Annotated in this window: 19 protein-coding genes; 10 read left to right on the forward strand and 9 right to left on the reverse strand. The window is 66.3% G+C overall.

Going from position 1 to position 18,823, the window contains the following annotated elements:
- Positions 1 to 37 precede the first annotated feature (37 nt).
- Both A3CW_RS0138665 and A3CW_RS0138670 read left to right on the forward strand, forming a co-directional pair.
- The gene (locus tag A3CW_RS0138665; protein ID WP_028208317.1) at positions 38 to 1,417 is read left to right on the forward strand and encodes an MmgE/PrpD family protein; all 1,380 of its coding nucleotides are present in this window, start codon (positions 38 to 40) and stop codon (positions 1,415 to 1,417) included.
- Positions 1,414 to 2,217, forward strand: coding sequence for an HpcH/HpaI aldolase/citrate lyase family protein (locus A3CW_RS0138670; RefSeq protein ID WP_028208318.1), 804 nt, complete (start codon positions 1,414 to 1,416; stop codon positions 2,215 to 2,217). The genes A3CW_RS0138665 and A3CW_RS0138670 overlap by 4 nt, the downstream gene beginning before the upstream one ends.
- Before the next feature lie 105 nt (positions 2,218 to 2,322).
- On the opposite strand, the gene A3CW_RS0138675 is transcribed toward A3CW_RS0138670, so the two are convergent.
- The 4 genes from A3CW_RS0138675 to A3CW_RS0138690 all read right to left on the reverse strand — a co-directional run bounded on the left by A3CW_RS0138675 (position 2,323) and on the right by A3CW_RS0138690 (position 6,216).
- Positions 2,323 to 3,258 carry an electron transfer flavoprotein subunit alpha/FixB family protein gene (locus tag A3CW_RS0138675; RefSeq protein WP_028208319.1) on the reverse strand — a complete coding sequence of 312 codons (936 nt, stop codon included), beginning with the start codon at positions 3,256 to 3,258 and terminating at the stop codon, positions 2,323 to 2,325.
- A 15-nt stretch (positions 3,259 to 3,273) separates the two neighbouring features.
- Positions 3,274 to 4,023, reverse strand: coding sequence for an electron transfer flavoprotein subunit beta/FixA family protein (locus A3CW_RS0138680; RefSeq protein WP_028208320.1), 750 nt, complete (start codon positions 4,021 to 4,023; stop codon positions 3,274 to 3,276).
- A 224-nt stretch (positions 4,024 to 4,247) separates the two neighbouring features.
- The gene (locus A3CW_RS0138685; RefSeq protein ID WP_028208321.1) at positions 4,248 to 5,240 is read right to left on the reverse strand and encodes a hypothetical protein; all 993 of its coding nucleotides are present in this window, start codon (positions 5,238 to 5,240) and stop codon (positions 4,248 to 4,250) included.
- Between the two features lie 358 nt (positions 5,241 to 5,598).
- The gene (locus A3CW_RS0138690) at positions 5,599 to 6,216 is read right to left on the reverse strand and encodes a LysE/ArgO family amino acid transporter (RefSeq protein WP_028208322.1); all 618 of its coding nucleotides are present in this window, start codon (positions 6,214 to 6,216) and stop codon (positions 5,599 to 5,601) included.
- 143 nt (positions 6,217 to 6,359) lie between these two features.
- Between A3CW_RS0138690 and A3CW_RS0138695 the strand changes: the two genes are divergently transcribed.
- Together A3CW_RS0138695 and A3CW_RS49025 are read left to right on the forward strand one after the other, a co-directional pair.
- Entirely contained in the window at positions 6,360 to 7,268 is a 909-nt protein-coding gene (locus A3CW_RS0138695; RefSeq protein WP_028208323.1) for a LysR family transcriptional regulator ArgP, read from the forward strand.
- A gap of 761 nt (positions 7,269 to 8,029) precedes the next feature.
- Positions 8,030 to 8,503, forward strand: coding sequence for a DUF3331 domain-containing protein (locus A3CW_RS49025; RefSeq protein WP_051482004.1), 474 nt, complete (start codon positions 8,030 to 8,032; stop codon positions 8,501 to 8,503).
- 216 nt (positions 8,504 to 8,719) lie between these two features.
- Here A3CW_RS49025 and A3CW_RS0138705 read toward each other — a convergent pair whose 3' ends face one another.
- Both A3CW_RS0138705 and A3CW_RS0138710 read right to left on the reverse strand, forming a co-directional pair.
- Positions 8,720 to 9,973, reverse strand: a complete 1,254-nt coding sequence (locus A3CW_RS0138705; protein ID WP_028208324.1) for an MFS transporter — start codon at positions 9,971 to 9,973, stop codon at positions 8,720 to 8,722.
- 11 nt (positions 9,974 to 9,984) lie between these two features.
- Positions 9,985 to 11,010 (reverse strand): PRC-barrel domain-containing protein, encoded by a 1,026-nt coding sequence (locus tag A3CW_RS0138710; RefSeq protein WP_028208325.1) that lies wholly within the window; start codon positions 11,008 to 11,010, stop codon positions 9,985 to 9,987.
- Between the two features lie 557 nt (positions 11,011 to 11,567).
- Between A3CW_RS0138710 and A3CW_RS0138715 the strand changes: the two genes are divergently transcribed.
- The gene (locus A3CW_RS0138715; protein ID WP_028208326.1) at positions 11,568 to 12,971 is read left to right on the forward strand and encodes an NCS2 family permease; all 1,404 of its coding nucleotides are present in this window, start codon (positions 11,568 to 11,570) and stop codon (positions 12,969 to 12,971) included.
- A 120-nt stretch (positions 12,972 to 13,091) separates the two neighbouring features.
- Here the strand turns inward: A3CW_RS0138715 and A3CW_RS0138720 are convergent, their stop codons facing one another.
- On the reverse strand, positions 13,092 to 13,487 hold the full coding sequence (locus tag A3CW_RS0138720; RefSeq protein ID WP_028208327.1) for a hypothetical protein: 396 nt from the start codon (positions 13,485 to 13,487) through the stop codon (positions 13,092 to 13,094).
- Positions 13,488 to 13,627: 140 nt separating this feature from the next.
- Here A3CW_RS0138720 and A3CW_RS51610 point away from each other — a divergent pair, with 140 nt between their 5' ends.
- From A3CW_RS51610 to A3CW_RS0138735, 3 genes are read left to right on the forward strand one after another with little or no spacing between them, the layout of a single operon-like run.
- Positions 13,628 to 14,080, forward strand: a complete 453-nt coding sequence (locus A3CW_RS51610; RefSeq protein WP_028208328.1) for an ArsR/SmtB family transcription factor — start codon at positions 13,628 to 13,630, stop codon at positions 14,078 to 14,080.
- Positions 14,014 to 14,418: an SRPBCC family protein gene (locus tag A3CW_RS0138730; protein WP_028208329.1), complete on the forward strand. Its 405-nt coding sequence runs from the start codon at positions 14,014 to 14,016 to the stop codon at positions 14,416 to 14,418. The genes A3CW_RS51610 and A3CW_RS0138730 overlap by 67 nt, the downstream gene beginning before the upstream one ends.
- A gap of 35 nt (positions 14,419 to 14,453) precedes the next feature.
- Positions 14,454 to 15,194 carry a DUF899 domain-containing protein gene (locus A3CW_RS0138735; protein WP_028208330.1) on the forward strand — a complete coding sequence of 247 codons (741 nt, stop codon included), beginning with the start codon at positions 14,454 to 14,456 and terminating at the stop codon, positions 15,192 to 15,194.
- Between the two features lie 75 nt (positions 15,195 to 15,269).
- On the opposite strand, the gene A3CW_RS0138740 is transcribed toward A3CW_RS0138735, so the two are convergent.
- Entirely contained in the window at positions 15,270 to 15,452 is a 183-nt protein-coding gene (locus tag A3CW_RS0138740) for a hypothetical protein (protein WP_028208331.1), read from the reverse strand.
- A 106-nt stretch (positions 15,453 to 15,558) separates the two neighbouring features.
- The gene (locus tag A3CW_RS0138745) at positions 15,559 to 16,473 is read right to left on the reverse strand and encodes an NAD-dependent epimerase/dehydratase family protein (RefSeq protein ID WP_028208332.1); all 915 of its coding nucleotides are present in this window, start codon (positions 16,471 to 16,473) and stop codon (positions 15,559 to 15,561) included.
- A 115-nt stretch (positions 16,474 to 16,588) separates the two neighbouring features.
- Between A3CW_RS0138745 and A3CW_RS0138750 the strand changes: the two genes are divergently transcribed.
- Together A3CW_RS0138750 and hutH are read left to right on the forward strand one after the other, a co-directional pair.
- Positions 16,589 to 17,521 carry a LysR family transcriptional regulator gene (locus A3CW_RS0138750; protein ID WP_028208333.1) on the forward strand — a complete coding sequence of 311 codons (933 nt, stop codon included), beginning with the start codon at positions 16,589 to 16,591 and terminating at the stop codon, positions 17,519 to 17,521.
- Positions 17,522 to 17,645: 124 nt separating this feature from the next.
- On the forward strand, positions 17,646 to 18,823 hold a 1,178-nt coding region (gene hutH / locus A3CW_RS0138755), incomplete at its 3' end, for a histidine ammonia-lyase (RefSeq protein WP_035515211.1).

Below are 18,823 nucleotides of genomic sequence, written 5' to 3' on the forward strand. Positions count from 1 at the left end.
GGCGCCTCGCAAACCGACTTCACTGAACTACGCTGCCATGACAGACCATCCAAGCCGCGCACTCGCGGCGTTTGCCTCGCAACTGCGCTTCGATTCGATCCCGACTCACGTGGTCGAGCGCACCGTCAATCTCTATGTGGACTGGCTCGGCTCCGCGCTGGGCGGCAAGGGCGCGCGCCCGGTCGAAACCATTGCGCGCTTCGCCCGCACCGCCCGCGGCGCGCCCGATGCCCAAGGCTGGTGCGACGTCATCATCGATCGCACGCGCACCACGGTGTATTTCGCCGCCATGACCAACGGCGCCGCTTCGCATTTCGTCGAGCAGGACGACGTGCACAACGGCTCGGTGCTGCATCCGGCCACCGTCGTGTTTCCGGTGACGCTGGCGCTCGCGCAGGCGCTGGGCGCCTCGGGGCAGGAGTTCATCGCCGCCTCGGTGGCGGGTTATGAGGTGGGCATCCGCGTCGGCGAATTCATGGGTCGTTCGCACTACAAGATATTTCACACCACGGGCACCGTGGGCACGGTCGCGGCTGCGGCCGCGGCGGGCCGTCTGCTCAAGCTCACGCCCGAGCAGATGCTCGACGCGTTCGGATCGGCAGGCACGCAGGCGAGCGGCTTGTGGGAGTTCCTGCGTGACGCGGCGGATTCGAAGCAACTGCACACGGCCATGGCGGCTGCGAACGGCCTGATGGCCGCCCAGCTCGCAGCGGACGGCTTTCGTGGCGCGCAGCGCATTCTCGAAGGCGCACAGGGCATGGCGGCCGGCATGTCGAGCGACGCCGATCCCGCAAAGCTGGTCGATCGCCTGGGCGAGCGTTGGGCCACGGTCGAAACGTCGTTCAAGTATCACGCGGCGTGCCGTCACACGCATCCGGCCGCCGACGCGCTGCTGTCCGTGATCGACGCGCACCGCCTGAATCCCGACGATATCGCGAGCGTGACGGCGCATGTGCATCAAGGCGCCATCGACGTGCTTGGCAGCGTGGTCGTGCCGGGCACCGTTCATCAGGCGAAATTCAACATGGGGACGGTGCTGGGCCTGGTCGCATACCGCGGCTATGCGGGCGTGAACGAATTCGAGCGCGACTACTCGGCGGACGATATCGCCGCGTTTCGCGAACGCGTGACGATGGCGCTCGACGAAGAAGTGGACCGCGCGTATCCCGCGCGCTGGATCGGCAAGGTGAGCGTGACGACGCGCGACGGCCGCACGTTGCAGGGCCGCGTGGACGAGCCGAAGGGCGACCCGGGCAATACGCTCTCGCGCGAGGAGATCGCAGCGAAGTTCGTGCGACTCGCGGCATTCTCGGGCGCCGCGAGCGAAAGCGAAGCGCAGCGCTTGCTCGACGCGGCGTGGGGCATTGCCGAGGCGCAGCGCGTGAGCACGCTGTTCAGCGAAGGGGCGAGCATATGAGCGCCGCGCTTTCCCGCTCGTATCTCTTCGTGCCGGGCAACCGGCCCGAGCGCTTCGAGAAGGCGCGCGGCGCAGGGGCGGACGCCGTGATCGTCGATCTGGAGGATGCAGTTGTGCCGGCCGAAAAGGGCGCGGCGCGCGACGCTGTGCTTGCGGCGCTGGACGCCGCGCGCCCCGTGTGGGTGCGCGTGAACGGCACCGACACGCCCTGGTTCGCCGATGACGCCGCCGCACTCGCGGGACATGCAGGCGTGGCCGGCATCATGCTGCCGAAGGCGGAAAGCGCGGAGCAGGTCGCGGCGGTGCGTTCAGGCGCGCACGGCACGCTGCACGTGTTGCCGATCGTGGAAACCGCGCGCGGCATCGCGGGCCTGAATGCGCTGTGTGGCGCGCAAGGCGTGCTGCGCGTGGCGTTCGGCACGCTCGATTTTCAGGTCGATATGGGCATCGACGGCGACGGCGAGGAACTCGACGTGTTTCGCTCGCAGATCGTGCTGGCCTCGCGGCTTGCGGGCATTGCGGCGCCCGTGGACGGCGTTTCGACCGTCTTCGACGATGCCGACGGGCTCGAGCGTGAAGCGCGCCGCGGGCGGCGCTTCGGCTACGGCGGCAAGCTATGCATTCATCCGAAGCAGATCGAGCCCGTGCATCGCGCCTACGCATGGACCGAGGCGGAGCGCGCATGGGCGCAGCGCGTGCTCGATGCAGTGCAGGCGAGTGGCGGGGCGGCAGTGGCGCTCGACGGCAAAATGGTGGACATGCCGGTGATCCTCAAGGCGCGGCGCATTCTGGGTGGTTGAACGCTAGCCGATGTCGTTGAAACTGCTGCGATGAAGTCGATAACGAAAGGCGCCTTTGTTTTCACAAAGGCGCCTTTCGTTTTTGCTGCTAGCCAGCGGACGGACTTAGCCGATTGCGCCAGCGAGTTCGGGCACGGCCGTGAACAGGTCGCCCACGAGGCCGTAGTCGGCGACGCTGAAGATCGGCGCTTCTTCGTCCTTGTTGATCGCGACGATGACCTTCGAGTCCTTCATGCCCGCAAGGTGCTGGATCGCACCGGAGATGCCGACCGCCACGTACAGCTGCGGCGCGACGATCTTGCCGGTCTGACCGACCTGATAGTCGTTCGGCACATAGCCAGCATCGACGGCTGCGCGCGAGGCGCCGAGTGCGGCGTTGAGCTTGTCCGCGAGCGGCTCCAGAACCCTCGTATAGTTCTCCCCGCTGCCCAGGCCCCGGCCGCCCGAGACGATGATCTTCGCGCTCGTGAGTTCCGGACGGTCGAGCTTCGTGACTTCGCGGCTCACGAATTGTGAAAGACCGCTGTCTGCTGCGACTTCGATCTTCTCGATCGCCGCGTTGCCGCCAGCGGCTGCGACTGCATCGAACGCCGTCGTACGCACAGTGATGACCTTGATCGCATCTTGAGATTGCACCGTCGCGATCGCATTGCCCGCGTAGATCGGACGCTCGAAAGTGTCCGCGCTGTGCACGGCGGTGATGTCGCTGATCTGGGCGACGTCGAGCTTCGCGGCAACGCGCGGCGCGACGTTCTTGCCCGCTGCCGTTGCGGGCGCAAGGATGTGCGAGTAGTGCTTCGCGATGCCCAGCACCGTTGCTTCTACGTTCTCGGCAAGACCCTGCTCAAGTTGGGGCGCGTCGGCGAGCAGTACCTTGGCAACGCCTGCGATCTTCGCGGCTGCATCCGCTGCGGCCTGGGCGTTGTGGCCCGCGACCAGCACGTGCACGCCGCCGCCGATTTTCTGTGCTGCGGCGACCGCGTTCAACGTTGCAGCCTTGATCGACTGATTGTCGTGTTCGGCAATAACCAGATTCGTCATTTTCAAATCGCTCCCTTACAGCACCTTGGCTTCGGTTTTCAGCTTCTCGATCAGCGCGGCAACGTCCGGCACCTTCACGCCTGCCGAACGCTTCGGCGGCTCGGCAACTTTCAGCGTCTTCAGGCGGGGCGCGACGTCGACACCCAGATCAGAAGGCTGGATCGTCTCCAGCGGCTTCTTCTTCGCCTTCATGATGTTCGGGAGCGTGACGTAGCGCGGTTCGTTCAGGCGCAGATCGGTCGTCACAACGGCGGGCAGTTTCAACGACAGCGTTTCCGCGCCGCCATCCACTTCGCGCGAAACCGTGGCCTTGCCGTCTGCTACGACGACCTTCGAAGCAAACGTGGCTTGCGGCAGATTCGCCAGCGCAGCGAGCATCTGCCCAGTCTGATTCGAATCGTCGTCGATGGCCTGCTTGCCGAGAATGACCAGCGACGGCTGTTCCTTGTCGACCAGCGCTTTCAAAAGCTTCGCCACCGCGAGCGGCTGCAGATCGTCGTTCGACTCGATCAGCACGGCGCGATCCGCACCGATGGCCAGCGCCGTGCGCAGCGTTTCCTGGGCCTGCGAGACACCGCACGAAACGGCGATGACCTCGGTCGCCACGCCGGCTTCCTTCAGACGCACTGCTTCTTCAACGGCAATTTCATCGAACGGGTTCATCGAAAACTTCACGTTGGCGATATCCACTCCCGTGCCATCCGACTTCACCCGGACCTTCACGTTGTAATCGACCACGCGCTTGACGGGCACCAGAATTTTCAAGCTCTTTCTCCTCGATAGGGGCAATGCTTTCGTCGCTGACGAAGACCTTCGTCACTGTGACAGACGCGTGGGCTGCGCGGAATTCAGCTTTGCGGAAGGCGCGCTTCGAGCGCGCTAAAGCGGCGCCGCGCAACCTGCATGGGCGCGAAGCGTCGCACGAATGCGGCGCGCGCCGCAATCGTCCGTTCGAACGAAGCGGCGCGCGTGCCAGCGGGAGGGGAGGGTCAGTTCTTCTTGTCGCGCGCGAAGCGCAGTGCGAAGCGCACGAGCCGCGGCATGGTTTCGGGCCGCAGCAGACGCTTGTCGTAGCCCGCAAAGCGCCGCTCGTTTTCGGCGAGACACAGGCGCATGAGTTCCGGCACGCTGATGTCCACGTCCGTCACCTGTTGCGCGCCGTTCATCGTGAAGTTGTTGTCGTGCCGGTGTTGGTTGCCCTCGGCATCCATGGCGCGCGCGAGTCCAATGCGTTCCCACACCAGAAAAGCCCAGACGCCGGCCACCTTCAGCTCGAAGCGAATGCGTTGCCACCCGTTGAGCCGGGCGCGGTGCCAGGCCACCCAGTTCGCGAACAGCAGGATATGGCGGCATTCTTCCTGCATGACGGGCTCGAACGTGTCGATCAGTTCGGGCGGAAAGAGGCCCGAGCGATGCGCCACTTCGAAGAGGCCGAACGCGAAGAAGCTGTCCACGCATTCGCTGTAGCCCGTCACGAGGTAAGCCCATTCGGCGTCCTTGGGGTACACGTAGGGCGGTTCGCTCGCGAGCTTGATGCCGTACGCCGCCACCATGCGCGAGAGGACTTCCTTGTGGCGGTTCTCCTCCCACGCGTTCAATGCGAGCGCATCGCGCATCACGGCGTCGTCGAGCGAGGCGGCATAGGCGGCCATGCGCAGGCGCGCGCGGCCTTCCGTTTGCACGGCAATGTCCCAGATGGGCAGATCGGTAATGCGCTTGAGCGCCGCGGGTTCGAGCTGCGGCCAATCGAGTACCGAGGGCCGGTAAGGATTGAAGGTCTCGCGGAACATGCGGCACATCTCGTCGCGATGAACGTCGGAGCCGGGCGTGAGCGCACCGGCGACACGGCTCGTCCAGTGGCGAGTGTTGCGCTCGGCGGCGTCGAGCGTCTCGCGGTCCGGGCGCTCGACGGGCAACGCCGGCGCGTCGAAGCCGGGAATCAGTTGCGACGCATCGAAGGCGTCGAGTATCAGATCGTCCATCTCGCTGTTCGCTTGCTGGTGGCTAACGCAGGCGGTTTTTTCACGGATCGCGTGCCGTGGCGAAAGGGGCCTGCCAGGCGCCTTCGATCGGTGTCGCTGTGCGGATACGCCGTGCTGCAGGAGCGTTCGCCCTGGTCGCAAGAGCATACTTCGAACTCGCGCCAGACGCGACGAGCATGGCGTTACATCGAATCGTTAGCTATCCTCCCTACGTCGCGCCTGAACGAACAGGACTTCAATATCCAGTACGTCTCGTTCGGTGCAATAGTGACCCGGTCCGTATCGAATCGATGAACAATCGCGGCGCGGACGGGCGGGCCTGAGCGTTGAGGAGCCGGACGAATGTGTGCTGCACACTTCAGCGCAATTGCGCAAAGGCGATCAACAGCACCATGCCGCCGATGGCGCCGTCGAGCACGCGCCATGCACCCGCACGCCGGAACAGCGGCGCGAGCGCACGCGCGCCGTAGCCTAGCGCGACGAACCACACCGCGCTCACCGACATCGCGCCGATCGCGAAGGCGAGGCGGCTGCCCTGCGGTTCTCGCGCGCCGGCCGTGCCGATCAGCAGGAAGGTGTCGAGATACACGTGCGGATTGAGCCAGGTGAACGCGAGCGTCATGAGGATGATCGGCCACGCGCGCTGCTCAGGCGCATCCGCCGCGGCCTGGCTCTCCAGCACCGCGTGCGAAGGACGCACCGCACGGCGCAGCGCGCCGATGCCGAACCACACGAGCCACGCGAGCCCCACGTACAGCACGATGTGCACGAAGGTCGGATAGCGTTCGACGAGCGCCGAGGCGCCGCCCACCCCCGCGCCGATCAGCACGAAGTCGGACAGCGCGCAGAGCAGGACGATCTTGCCGACGTGCGAGCGCAGGATGCCCTGACGCAGCACGAACGCATTCTGTGCGCCGATCGTGACGATGAGCGAGGCGCAGAGCGCCGCGCCGTGAGTGAAAGCGAGCCAGTTCATGACGGTTGCGGACAAAGTAGGAACGCGGGCGGCGCGGTGCGCGGCGCCTGCGGTCATTGGACATCGACAGGGAATGGCGCTAGTCTGCCGCCAGGAGCCGCATAAGCAAAGCTCATTTTCATTAACCGGATTAAGGAACGCTAATGCTCGACTATGCCTTGCTCGATGCGCTCGCCGCCGTCGTGCGGCATGGCTCGTTCGATCGCGCCGCAGGTGCGCTCAACGTCACGCCGTCGGCGGTTTCGCAGCGCGTGAAGCTGCTGGAGGAGCGCGTGGGCACCGTGCTCGTGAAGCGCGGCCAGCCTTGCGTCGCGACGGCTTCCGGCGCGCTGCTGTGCCGTCACACGGAGCGCGTGCAGTTGCTCGAGGCGGAACTGGGCGGGGCGATGCCGACCTTCACGAGCGCGCTGGGCGCGGCGCGGCCGACGCTGCGGGTGGCCGTCAACGACGACAGCGTGGGCACCTGGTTCATCGACGCCGTGGCGGGCTTCTGCGTCGAGCGCGGCATTCTGCTCGACCTCGTGATCGACGACCAGGATCACACCGCGCAACGCATGCGCGACGGCAGTGTGCAGGGCGCCGTCACGACGCAGGCCGAGCCCGTGCAGGGCTGCCGCTCGACCCGGCTCGGCCGCATGCGCTACCTCGCCGTGTGCTCGCCGGCGTTCTTCGAGCGGCATTTCGCGCAAGGCGTGACGCGCGACACGCTGCGCCACGCGCCGTGCGTCGAGTTCAATCCCAAGGATCAATTGCAAAAGCGCTTCATTCGCCGCATCACGCGCGCGCAGATCGACGCGCCGCTGCACTGGATTCCCCATGTGGCGGGGTTTCTGCGCTGTTGCCTGAACGGTCTGGGCTGGGGCATGTGCCCCGAGCGCATGATCGCGCCGCATCTCGCGCGGGGCGAACTCGTCGAACTCACGCCCGGGCGGGCGCTCGACGTCGACCTCTACTGGCAGAGCTGGCGGCTTTCCATTGGCTGGCTCGATGACTTCGGCGCCATGCTCAAGGTACGCGCCGGCGAATTTCTCGATCAGGGCCGCGGCACGTAAGACGCGAGCCGCGCGATATCTTCATTCGTTTGTCTTTATCCGCGGATTCAATAGTGGTTTAGTGTGCATACTTTCGGTGCGGATCATAGTGCTTGTAACATCACCGTTTTGTTGCTATTCGTCTCGTGCGAGTTGCACAATGGCCGCATTGGCGCGCGCCAAAGCGCTAAAGCAATATCCGGAATCCATTAATTGCTTTTCGAATAGTGGAATGCCTCGATATTCCAAGGGTGTGGTCAATGCAAGCTTCGTGCGAGAATTGCGCGTCCAATAGACTGACGTTTAGTATGTGATATGTCTGATGCACCTATGTCGAATAGGTGCGTTGCGTTTCATTGATCGGTCACGTCCCGTATGTAAGAGTGGAGACGTCGCGATACCGCTGAAGACCGCGAGACCGGCCATGGACGGGCATTCAGGGCTTTATGTATGCGCGGGGCGCAGCGGGCGCTGTAACAATTCAGTTATGTGGAAAAGTCGCGCGACTAGTGACATCCAGCCGGAAACCGGTTATTTTTTCCGCGGTGAGATTGTTAAGTATCATCAAATCGGCAAAAAAGTTCACGGATGTAAAGAAACCAACATTGGAGGCTTGCAGTCGGAACTGAAAGCTCTGCCATCTCGTTTTTTGCGTTTGGCATTATCGTGTGAAAATTGCGTTTTTCCTGTGGATTGCGAGTTGAACACGCTATAATCCGGACGTGGCAGAGTGCTTATTCGACCGGCATATTTGAATCGTTTCCACGTGCACGAGGTGCATTATGACGAAATTAGATACCGGCAGCGTTTGGCAACAAACCATTGACCTTCTGTCCGCGGCTTCCGAGCCGCTAAGCCTGGACAGCGAATTCGAAGGCGGCAGAAGCTGCAAACCGGTACCCATCACACGCGGCGCATCGGAGGCGGCCAACCGGCGGCGCGCCACCGTCCGTTCGTGGGATGCGCAGGGCATCACCTTGATCCGGCGGCATGATCCGGACAGCATCACCGTTTGCTGGAGCGACGCCACCTATGGCCGCTACTCGGACCAGTTGTGGCGGGTCTGCACGGCGCGCCGCAGCGCCGTTTGCGCGCTGACCGGCGAGAAGATCCGCCGCGGCGACGCGGTGTTCCGGCCGAGCCCGAATCGCCGTCATCGCCCGGCCAATGCCGACGCGATGATCCTCGCGAGCAAGCTCGACAATCTGCCCAACGCCGTGGTCGCGGCGCGTCTGGACGAGGCGCTGGCCGCCTGAGCGGCGTCCCCGGGCGCACCGGGCGCCCGCGCGGGTAGGCCACCCGCCGCTCACATGCCGCGCGGCTGGTCACACCTCGTCATTCCCATGTCATAAAGCTGCACAAGAACAAAACGGCGCCCCGAGGGGCGCCGTTGTTCGTTGGCAGGGAGAAAGGCGGGTCGCCACCGTGCGCCGGCGCAGGCGCAACCGGCGCCCGCCCCGGCGGCGCACCCCTCAGACGGTGGCGTCGCGGGCGTTTTCCTCTTCGAGCGCGTCGCGCGTCTCGGGCATCGCCAGCCAAACCATCAGCACCGCCGCGGCGCCCGCGCTCGCGAGCGCGAGGAAGCTCACCGTATTGCCCAGGTGATCGGCGATAAAGCCGGCAAGCGCCGTCGAAAGCGTCGCCCCGATCCCCGCGGAAAGTCCGAAGAGCCCGATACAGAGGTTGTAGCGGCCTTTGCCGCCCGCCACGTCGGCGGCGATGAGCGGCAGCATCACGCCGAACACGGCAGCCGAAAGGCCGTCGAGCATCTGCACCGGCACGAGGAAGTACGGGTTGCCGACGGCGGCGAATAGCAGCGCCCGCAGCGGCAGCGCGCAAAAGCCCAGAATCAGCACGGGGCGGCGTCCCCAGGCCTGCGCGGTGCGGCCGACCCAGGGCGACATCAACGCGACGATCGCTTGAGGCACGATGATGCACGCCGCGATCACGAGCTGAACGTTGTCGCCCATGCCAGCCGTCACTTCGCCGGCGGCCAGGTTGAGCATCGCGGCGTTTGAGAGGTGGAACAGCACCACACAGGCCGCAAAGGTCAGCATGCGCCGGTCGCGCAGCAGGTCGAAGATCGTTTCGCGAGATTCGCCTGAGCCCGCGGCCGCGCCGGCCTTGCCGGGCTTGGGCGCGGGTTTGGCGTAGGCGGCGTTCTGGTCGTATTTGATCATCGCGAGCGCGACGAGCGCGGGCAACGCGAGCGCGGCCGTCAGCCAGAACACGGAGCGCGGCGACCAGTACTCGCCGCACAAGCCCATCAGGCCGGCGGCCACCGCGCTGCCGATCGAGGCCCAGCGCGCGTTGCGGCCGAGCCGGTCGCCCAGGTTCTGGCGACCCACCAGCGCGAGCGCGAGCGCCGCCATGGCCGGCACGAGCATGCAACTGGCGAAGCCGTGGAAAATCTCGGCGGCCATCACCGCCACGACGGTCGGGCTCGAGGCGAGCAGCACGGCCGAGATGATGATCGCGATGATCGCCCACGCGGCGGCGGCCTTCTTGTTGCGCAGGGCGTCCACAGCCGCGCCGCCCGGCACCTGGCTCACCATCGCGCTGATCGTGCCGACTGACAGCGCGAGGCCGATCTCGCCCTGGGTCCACTTGTGCGACGCCAGATACGAGGCAATGAACGGCCCGAAGCCCGTTTGCACGTTCGCCACGAAGAAGTTCAGCCAGTCGAGCGCGCGCACGCTGCGCTGGTCTGGATTGGGTTGTTGCATGGTGCCGTCCGTCATTTGGCACCGTGGGCATTGGCTGCCGAGGCGACGGGCGAGGCAGCGGGCGCGGCTTGCGCAGCCGGGGCGGCGGCCGGGGCCGGCGGCGGGGCGGCCGGCGTCACCGCGTGCACCGGCTGGTCGGGCGCGTAGGGCGGCGAGGCGTCCACCTGCTGATCGCTCATTTCGAGCTGCGCTTCGAGCGTGTTGTTCTTCGTGACGAAGTGCAGCGCCGACCAGTCGGCCGCGATCGTATGACGTTTCTCGAGCGTGCCGCTCACGTCGAGCACGACGGCCTGCGGGGCGGCACTGCCGTCGAGCAGCACGTCCACCACGCGGCCCACCTTGCCGCCGTTGGCGCGTTCCACGTCCGCGTCGAGCATGGGCAGGCGCGTCGCGCTCGCCTCGGGGTTGCCGGGCTGCGGCGCACCGGCCTTGGGTCGGTCGGGGACCTGCAGCTGGTTCGCCGGCAGGGCGAGCGTGATGGCGGGCGTTTTCGCCTGGGTATTCACGCGCACGCCGCTCCACGGGAAGTTGGCCTTACGGTCGCCAATGCCCATGAAGCCCTGCAGGTTCACCACGACGTCGACGGGCTTGCCGCCGGGGCCCGTGACCATGTCGACGGCGCGGCCCACGACCTTGCCGTCGGTCTTTTGCACTTCGCTGTCGAGCAGCGTGCGGAATGTGCCGCGCTCGAGCGTGCGCACCTGCACGATGGGCGCCGGGGGCGGCGCCGGCGGGGCGCTCGCGGGCGCGGGCGGCAGCGGCGCTGGACGGCGGCGGTGCACCGGCGCGGGGCGCGGCTTCTTCGGCGCCGGCTTCGTCGTACTCTCCGTCTCCGGCTCGCTCGCCGCCTCGGGCGCGGACGCGGCCTCGGGCTCGCTCGCGGCCGGCTCGGGCTCCGCGGCCACGGGCGCTTCCGGCTCGGGCGGCGGGGCCGGCCGGAACAGGCTGCAACCCGAAAGCGTGAGCAGCATCAGCAGCGTCAGGGCGTACGGAAAGTGAAAAGCAGGACGTGTGGAACGCAAGAAGCCGCGTCTCATCTACTGAAACTCCTTGGAGCGGCCGGCGCGACGCGCGCGGCAGGGGGAAACCAGGTCGGGATGCGTGAGTGTAACCCGCGCACCGGCCCGATCCGCTTAATGACGGCGTCGGCGACCAGCGTCGGCGACCGGCGTGGGCGACCAGCGTGGGCGACCAGCTTGGGCGACGCACAGCAAGCGCCGCGCCGGGCAACCGGCTGCCCGCGCGAGCCGGGACGATCGCGCTTCGTCATACGAAACCGGCCCCGGTCCGCGTGGCAACGGCCCGCTTTGCGGCCAGGTGTAAACGCGGGGCCGCCCCGCGCGCCGTGCCCTGTACACGGGCATATAAGCATCGCGGCATGAACTCAATGCGACTCGTGCGATGGGAGCGCAAATCGTGTTCGCCTAACCTTCGCTCCATCCATAAAGAGATGTCAAAACGATGAGCGCCGGGAAGTTCAAAAAGGCGCCGGCAACGCGTCGACACGACTAGTTCAATCGAGACGAAAACCTGATGACGGATCGGCTGGTGAGCCGTGAACCGTTTCAGCATGCTGATAAAGGAGGCACTCACCATGATCGAACCCCACGCGCAGCCGCTCGCCGGTGCGACCGCCGCCGAAGTCGAGTCCACAGATTCATTGGGCTCGGCCTCGGGATTCATCGACCGTTATTTCGACATTGCCGCGCGCGGCAGCTCGCTGCGTCAGGAGGCGATTGCGGGCGTCACGACCTTCCTCGCGATGGTCTATTCCGTGTTCGTCGTGCCGGGCATGCTCGGCAAGGCGGGCTTCGACACCAGCGCCGTGTTCGTGGCCGTGTGCCTGACCACGGCGTTCGGCTCGCTGCTCATGGGCCTGTGGGCGCGTCTGCCGATCGCCATCGGCTGCGCCATTTCACTGACGGCGTTCACCGCCTTCGGCCTCGTGCTCGGCAAGGGGCTGAAGCCCGAAGTGGCGCTCGGCGCGGTGTTCCTCATGGGCCTCGTGTTCACGGGCATTTCGGTGACGGGCGTGCGCTCGTGGATCCTGCGCAACCTGCCGCACGGCATCGCGCATGGGACGGGCATCGGCATCGGCCTGTTCCTGCTGCTGATCGCCGCCAATGACGTGGGCCTCGTCGTCAAGAATCCGGGCGCGGGCCTGCCGGTCTCGCTCGGCCATATCACCTCGCTGCCCGTGATCCTCTCCGTGGTCGGCCTTGCCGCGATCTTCGGCCTCGTGCGCCGCCGCGTGCCGGGCTCGATCCTGATCGTGATCGTCGCGATCTCGGCGCTCGGTCTCGCCATCGATCCGGCCGTGAGCTTTCATGGCGTGTTCGCGTGGCCTTCGCTGTCGGCGCCGGGCCATGCCTCGCTGATCGGCGCGATGGACATCAAGGGCGCGCTCTCGCTCGCCGTGCTGCCGAGCGTGCTCGCGCTCGTGATGACGGCCGTGTTCGACGCCACCGGCACGATCCGCGCCGTGGCGGGGCAGGCGGGCCAGCTCGACGCGAACGGGCGCATCGTCAACGGCGGGCGGGCGCTCACGGCCGACTCGGTCAGCTCGATCTTCTCGGGCTTTCTTGGCGGCGCGCCGGCGGCGGCCTATATCGAGTCGACGGTGGGGGTGGCCGCAGGTGCGAAGACGGGCCTCGCCGCCGCCACGGTGGGCGTGCTGTTCCTCGCGGTGATGTTCTTCGCGCCGCTCGCGGGCCTCGTGCCCTCGTATGCGACGGCGCCCGCGCTGATGTACGTCGGCCTCATGATGCTCTCGAGCGTGAGCCGCCTCGACATGGCCGATATGGTCGACGCGATGTCGGGCCTCGTCTGCGCCGTGTTCATCGTGCTCACGGCGAACATCGTCACGGGCATCATGCTGGGCTTCTGCACGCTCGTGATCGGCCGCGTGGTGAGCGGCGAGATCCGCAAGCTGAACGTGGGCACGGTGGTGATCGCCGGCGTGCTGGCCACGTTCTACCTGGGCGGCTGGGCCATCTGATAACCGGATGACCCGGTCATTCGCCCGGCGGCCACGGCGGCCCGCCCGGGCGGCTGCACGGCCCGCGTCGCTTCACGGCGGCGCGGGCCGTGTGGCTTTTGCGCGCTACGTTCTGGCGCGTTACCCGGGCAGCACGCTGTTGCGGGCCTTGCCCGCCTGGCGCGGCTTGCGTGGCTTGGGCTCCACGCCGATGCGCGGGTCGCGCGCGAGGACGAGCGCGCTCAACTGCGCGGACGTATCTTCGAACGCCGCATCGGCTTGCGGCACATAGAGCCATTTGCCGAGCACGGGGTGCGCGCGCAATGCCGGCATCGCTTCGATGAGCGACGCATGGCGCTCCCGCGACGTGCAGACCAGCACGCCGTTGAACGGCGGGTCGCGGTCGGCGGCCACGAGACACAGCAGGCCGTCCAGATACGCGGCGTCACAGCCGAACATGGGCTTGCGGATATAGCCGGCCTCGCGCTCGAAGGCGTCGAAGATCCAGAGCAGCGAATTGCGGATTTTGGACGGCATGGCGTGACGTGGCAGAGAGAGCAGGGCGCGGCGCGCAGAAATCGCCATTCTAGTGGCGGCGATGCCGCCATGCGCGCCGCTGCTCGCGAATGACTCACGCATGCCTTGACATCGCTCGCTCGTCGCCTATGCTAAACCACATGGTTAAGTATGAAGACGCTACCCTCGACCGCACCTTCGCGGCGCTCGCCGATCCCACGCGGCGCGCGCTGCTCGCACGCCTCGCGCAGCACGACGAACTCTCGGTGAGCGCGCTCGCGCAGCCGTTCACGATGTCACTGCCCGCGGTCATGAAGCATCTGGACGTTCTCGCACAGGCGGGCCTCGTCACGCGCGCGAAAACCGGCCGCACCGTGGCGTGCCGGCTCGCCGCGGGGCCGATGGAGGACGCCATGCAGTGGCTCGCGCACTATCAACGCTTCTGGAGTGAAACGCTCGATCGACTCGCTGCTTTCGTGGAGGAAGATGCATGTCTACCCAACCCGCAGCCGGACCCGGCGCTGCCCCTCAAGCTCCCAGCCTCACCATCCGGCGACGCCTCAACGCCACTGCCGCGAAGGTCTACGCCGCGTGGACGCAGCCGTCGCAACTGATGCGCTGGATGCAGCCGCTCGACACGACCTGCATTCACGCCGAAGCCGACGTGCGCGTGGGCGGGCGCTTTCGCGTGATCATGCGCGCCGCGAACGGCGAGGACCACGACGTGAGCGGCACCTATCTCGAAGTCGTGCCCGACGAAAAGCTCGTATTCACGTGGGCGTGGCGCAGCACACCGGAGCGCGAGTCGCTCGTCACGGTGACGCTGCGCGCCGACGGGGCCGCCACCGACCTCACGCTCAAGCACGAACGCTTCTTCGACGAAGCGGCACGCGACTCGCACAACGAGGGCTGGACGAGTTCGATCGATCAACTGGTGGCGCTGTTCGACTGAACGGCGCTCATTCAAACGCAAGGAGGAATCGAAAGATGGAATCGCACAATATCGTTTCGCAGACCGAATGGCTGGAGGCCCGCAAGGCGCTTCTCGCCGAAGAGCGCGCTTTCACGCACGCACGGGACGCGCTGGTGGCGAAGCGCCAGGCGCTACCGTGGGTGAAGGTCGACAAGACTTATACGTTCGAGACACCGCAAGGCCCGCGCACGCTTGCGCAGCTATTCGGGCCTCGCAGCCAGCTGATCGTTTATCACTTCATGCTCGGGCCGGATTGGGAAGAGGGGTGCCCAGGCTGCTCGTTCCTGTCCGACCACGTGGACGGCATGCTGCCGCATCTGGAGCATCACGACGTGACTTACGTGGCCGTTTCGCGCGCGCCGCTCGCGAAGATCGAGGCGTTCAGGCAGCGCATGGGCTGGCGTTTTCCGTGGGTATCGTCACATGCGAGCGACTTCAACTTCGACTATCACGTGTCGTTCAGCGAGGCCGACAAGGCGTGCGGCAAGGCGATCTACAACTACGCCGAGCAGGACTACATGAGCGACGAGCTGCCCGGCGTCAGCGCGTTTTATCGCGATGAAGCGGGCAACGTGTACCACACGTATTCGACGTACGCGCGCGGCGGGGAGATGCTGATCGGCACGTACGCGATGCTCGAGCTGACCGCAAAGGGACGCAACGAAGAGAAGGACATGCGCGAGTGGATGCGCCACCACGATCGCTATGAAGACGCACCCGCGCCGTCGTCGTGCTGTGCGCACGAGAACCCGTAGTTGCGTTGGGCGGACAGTTGTTAGCGCAACGAAAGAAAGCTGCGCCGGTCGCGAAAGAATCGTGAAACAAGCGCGCTAGAGCGACATCTCGAACGCAGGGCGCAGCAGCACTTCGATGGCCATCACGATGAGTCCCATCGCGCCGGCGGCGAGTGTCAGCGTGCCGTATTCATCGTAGCGCGTGTCGTAGAGGCACGCGACGATGAACAGGACGGCCAGCAGATTGGTCAGCCAGTAGAAGTTCAGCGCGAGTAGCATCGGCGTATCCGGTGCCGGCGCGCAACGCGCCGGCGGCTAGTGCAAGACGCTCGAATTCTAGCGGGGCGACCTTACGGATACGCAACAATTACGTGCGCTACAACACTTATTTTTGCGCGATCGGCACTTTCGGCATTTCTGCGCGGATCCAGTCCGTGACCGAGGTGCGCCGCGGCTGCCAGCCGAGCAGTGTGCGGGCGCGCTCGCCGCGCACGCGGCTGTTCGAGCCGAGGCCGTACGACGCCATTTCGTAGCCCCATTCCTCGATCGCGGCTTCGAGCGGCCAGTCCTGCGGCGCGCCCAAACCCATCACCCCGGCGAGCGCCGTGGTCATGTCGCGGAAGTTCGCTTCGCCGCTTTCCACGAAGTAGAACGTGCCCGCCGGCGTGTTTTCGAGCGCGAGGCGATAGAGTTCGGCCACGTCGTCGACATGCACATTCGACCAGATGTTCAGGCCGCGCCCCACGTGACGCATCACGCCGCTCTTCTGCGCCTGGCGGATGAGCCGCGGCAGCTGCACGCTCGCCGCTCCCGGCACCGCGCCCACGCCATAGATCAGCGTGTTGCAGAGCACGGCGCTCTTCACGCCGCGCGCCGCGGCCGCGAGCACGAGATTGTCGATGGCCACGCGCGGCGCCTTGTCGGCGGTCGGCTCGGGCAGGGCATCTTCGCGATAGATGCGATCGGTCGCCTCGCCGCCCGACGCGTCGCCCACGATGCTCGAGCCGCTCGTATGCAAGAGCGTCTTGCCGGAGCCTTCGAGCGCGTCGATCAGCGCCTCGATTGCGTCGCGATGGTCGCTGCTCGCCGCGTTGATCACGGCGTCGGCGGCGCGCGCTTCTGCCATCAGCGTCGCGCGGTCGTCGAGATCGCCCTGCACGGGCGTGATGCCGAGCTTTTCGAGGTCGGCGAACTGCTCGGGCCGGCGCACGAGGCCGCGCACCGTGTGGCCCGCGCGCACGAGATGCGCCGCGATCGAGCCGCCGATAAATCCGCCTGCGCCTGTCACGAATACTTTCATGGGTGGCTCCTGGTCCTGTCTTGATTGCGATGGAAGCCAGTATCGGGGTATCCGGGTTTTGCAAAAACCGTGTTAGTCTCAAATGAATATTGACTGCGGATCAAGAATGGCCACGATGAAGACGTCGACCGACGAACTGCTCGTATTCGTCACCGTGATCGACGCGGGGTCGATTACCGCCGCGGCTGAAAAGCTCGAGCAGACCGTATCGGGCGTGAGCCGCGCGCTGACGCGGCTCGAAAAGCAGCTGGGCGTCGCGCTGATCCTGCGCACCACGCGGCGCCTGCAACTCACCGAAGAGGGTGAACTGTTCCTCGATCGTGCCCGCGCCATTCTCGCGGCGTTAGCCGATGCCGAGGAGGCCGTGACGCGCCACCGCGAGCGCCCCTCCGGGCGGTTGCGCGTGGATGCGGCCACGCCGTTCATGCTTCACTGCATCGTGCCGCACGTCGCGGCGTTCGCCGACGCCTATCCCGAGATCGAACTCGAACTCACGAACAACGAGCGCATCGTCGATTTGCTGGAGCAGCGCGTGGATATCGCCATTCGCATCGGCACGCTGCAGGACTCCACGCTGCACGCACGCTCGCTCGGCACGAGCCGTTTGCGCATTGTCGCGAGTCCCGGCTATCTCGCGGCGCACGGCACGCCGCGCAGTGTTGCTGCGTTGCGCGAGCATCGGCTGATCGGCTTTACGGCGCCCGCGCATCTGAACGGCTGGCCGCTGCGGGTGGCTGGCGGCGACGCAACGCGCGCGGCCGCAAAGACCCAGGAGACCGAATCCGGCTACACGATCGCGCCGGCGCTTTTGGCGTCGAGCGGCGAGACGATACGCCAGCTCGCGCTTGCCGGCAGCGGTATTGCGTGCCTGTCCGACTTCCTCACCACGGCCGACCGCGAGGCGGCCCGCCTCGTCACCGTGCTCGACGACGCGCTGATCGAATCGCGCCAGCCGATCCACGCCGTCTACTACCGCAGCGCGGCCCTTGCGGCGCGCGTGCAATGCTTTCTCGCGTTTATTGGGGGCAGGCTGCAACTCGACGCGTGACGGGCGCTTGCGGCGCTCTCGTGGATAGTCCCAGGCCACAAGGGCCGCAAAGGGGAGTTGTATAGACAGGCGCGCCAGGCTAGACTTCGGCCACTTTCGCGACTTGTATAGACAGGATTCGACCATGCTCCCGACCCTTCGCCTTACGCCCGGCCATCTGACCCTGCCCCAACTGCGCCAGATCGCGCGCGAGGCAGTGCGGCTCGAGCTCGATCCGGCCAGCTTCGCGGCCATCGACGCGGGCGCACGCGCCGTCGCCGAGATCACGGCGAAGGGCGAGCCCGCCTACGGCATCAATACGGGCTTCGGGCGTCTGGCGAGCACGCATATCCCGAACGACCAGCTCGAACTCCTGCAGCGCAATCTGGTGCTCTCGCACGCCGTGGGCGTGGGCGCGCCGATGTCGCGTCCCGTCGTGCGTCTGCTCATGGCGCTGAAGCTGTCGAGCCTGGGCCGCGGCTATTCGGGCATCCGCCGCGAAGTGATGGACGCGCTCATCACGCTGTTCAATGCCGACGTGCTGCCGCTCATTCCCGTGAAGGGCTCGGTGGGCGCCTCGGGCGACCTCGCGCCGCTCGCGCATATGTCGGCGGTGCTGCTCGGCATTGGCGAGGTGTTCATCCGCGGCGAACGCGCCAGCGCCGAGGCAGGTCTCGCGGCTGCGGGCCTCAAGCCGCTCGCGCTGCAGGCCAAGGAAGGTCTCGCGCTGCTCAACGGCACGCAGGCTTCCGCCGCGCTTGCGATCTACAACATGTTCGCGATTGAAGACCTCTACCGCACGGCGCTCGTCTCGGGCGCGCTCTGCGTGGATGCGGCGGCAGGATCGGTGAAGCCGTTCGACGCGCGCATTCACGAACTGCGCGGTCATCGCGGCCAGATCGAGGCAGCCGCGGCTTACCGCACGCTGCTCGAAGGCTCGGCGATCAACCTCTCGCACCGCGATTGCGGCAAGGTTCAGGACCCGTATTCGCTGCGCTGCCAGCCGCAGGTGATGGGCGCGTGTCTCGACCAGATGCGTCACGCGGCGCAGGTGCTGCTCATCGAAGCGAACGCGGTGTCGGACAATCCGCTGATCTTCCCGGAAACGAACGAAGTGCTCTCGGGCGGCAACTTCCACGCGGAACCGGTGGCCTTCGCCGCCGACAACCTCGCGCTGGCCGCAGCCGAAATCGGCGCACTGGCCGAGCGCCGCATCGCGCTGCTCATCGACGCGACGCTCTCGGGCCTGCCGCCTTTCCTCGTGAAGGACGGCGGCGTGAACTCGGGCTTCATGATCGCGCACGTCACGGCGGCTGCACTGGC

This window comes from Paraburkholderia nodosa DSM 21604 (assembly GCF_000519185.1).
GTDB classification, from domain to species: domain Bacteria; phylum Pseudomonadota; class Gammaproteobacteria; order Burkholderiales; family Burkholderiaceae; genus Paraburkholderia; species Paraburkholderia nodosa.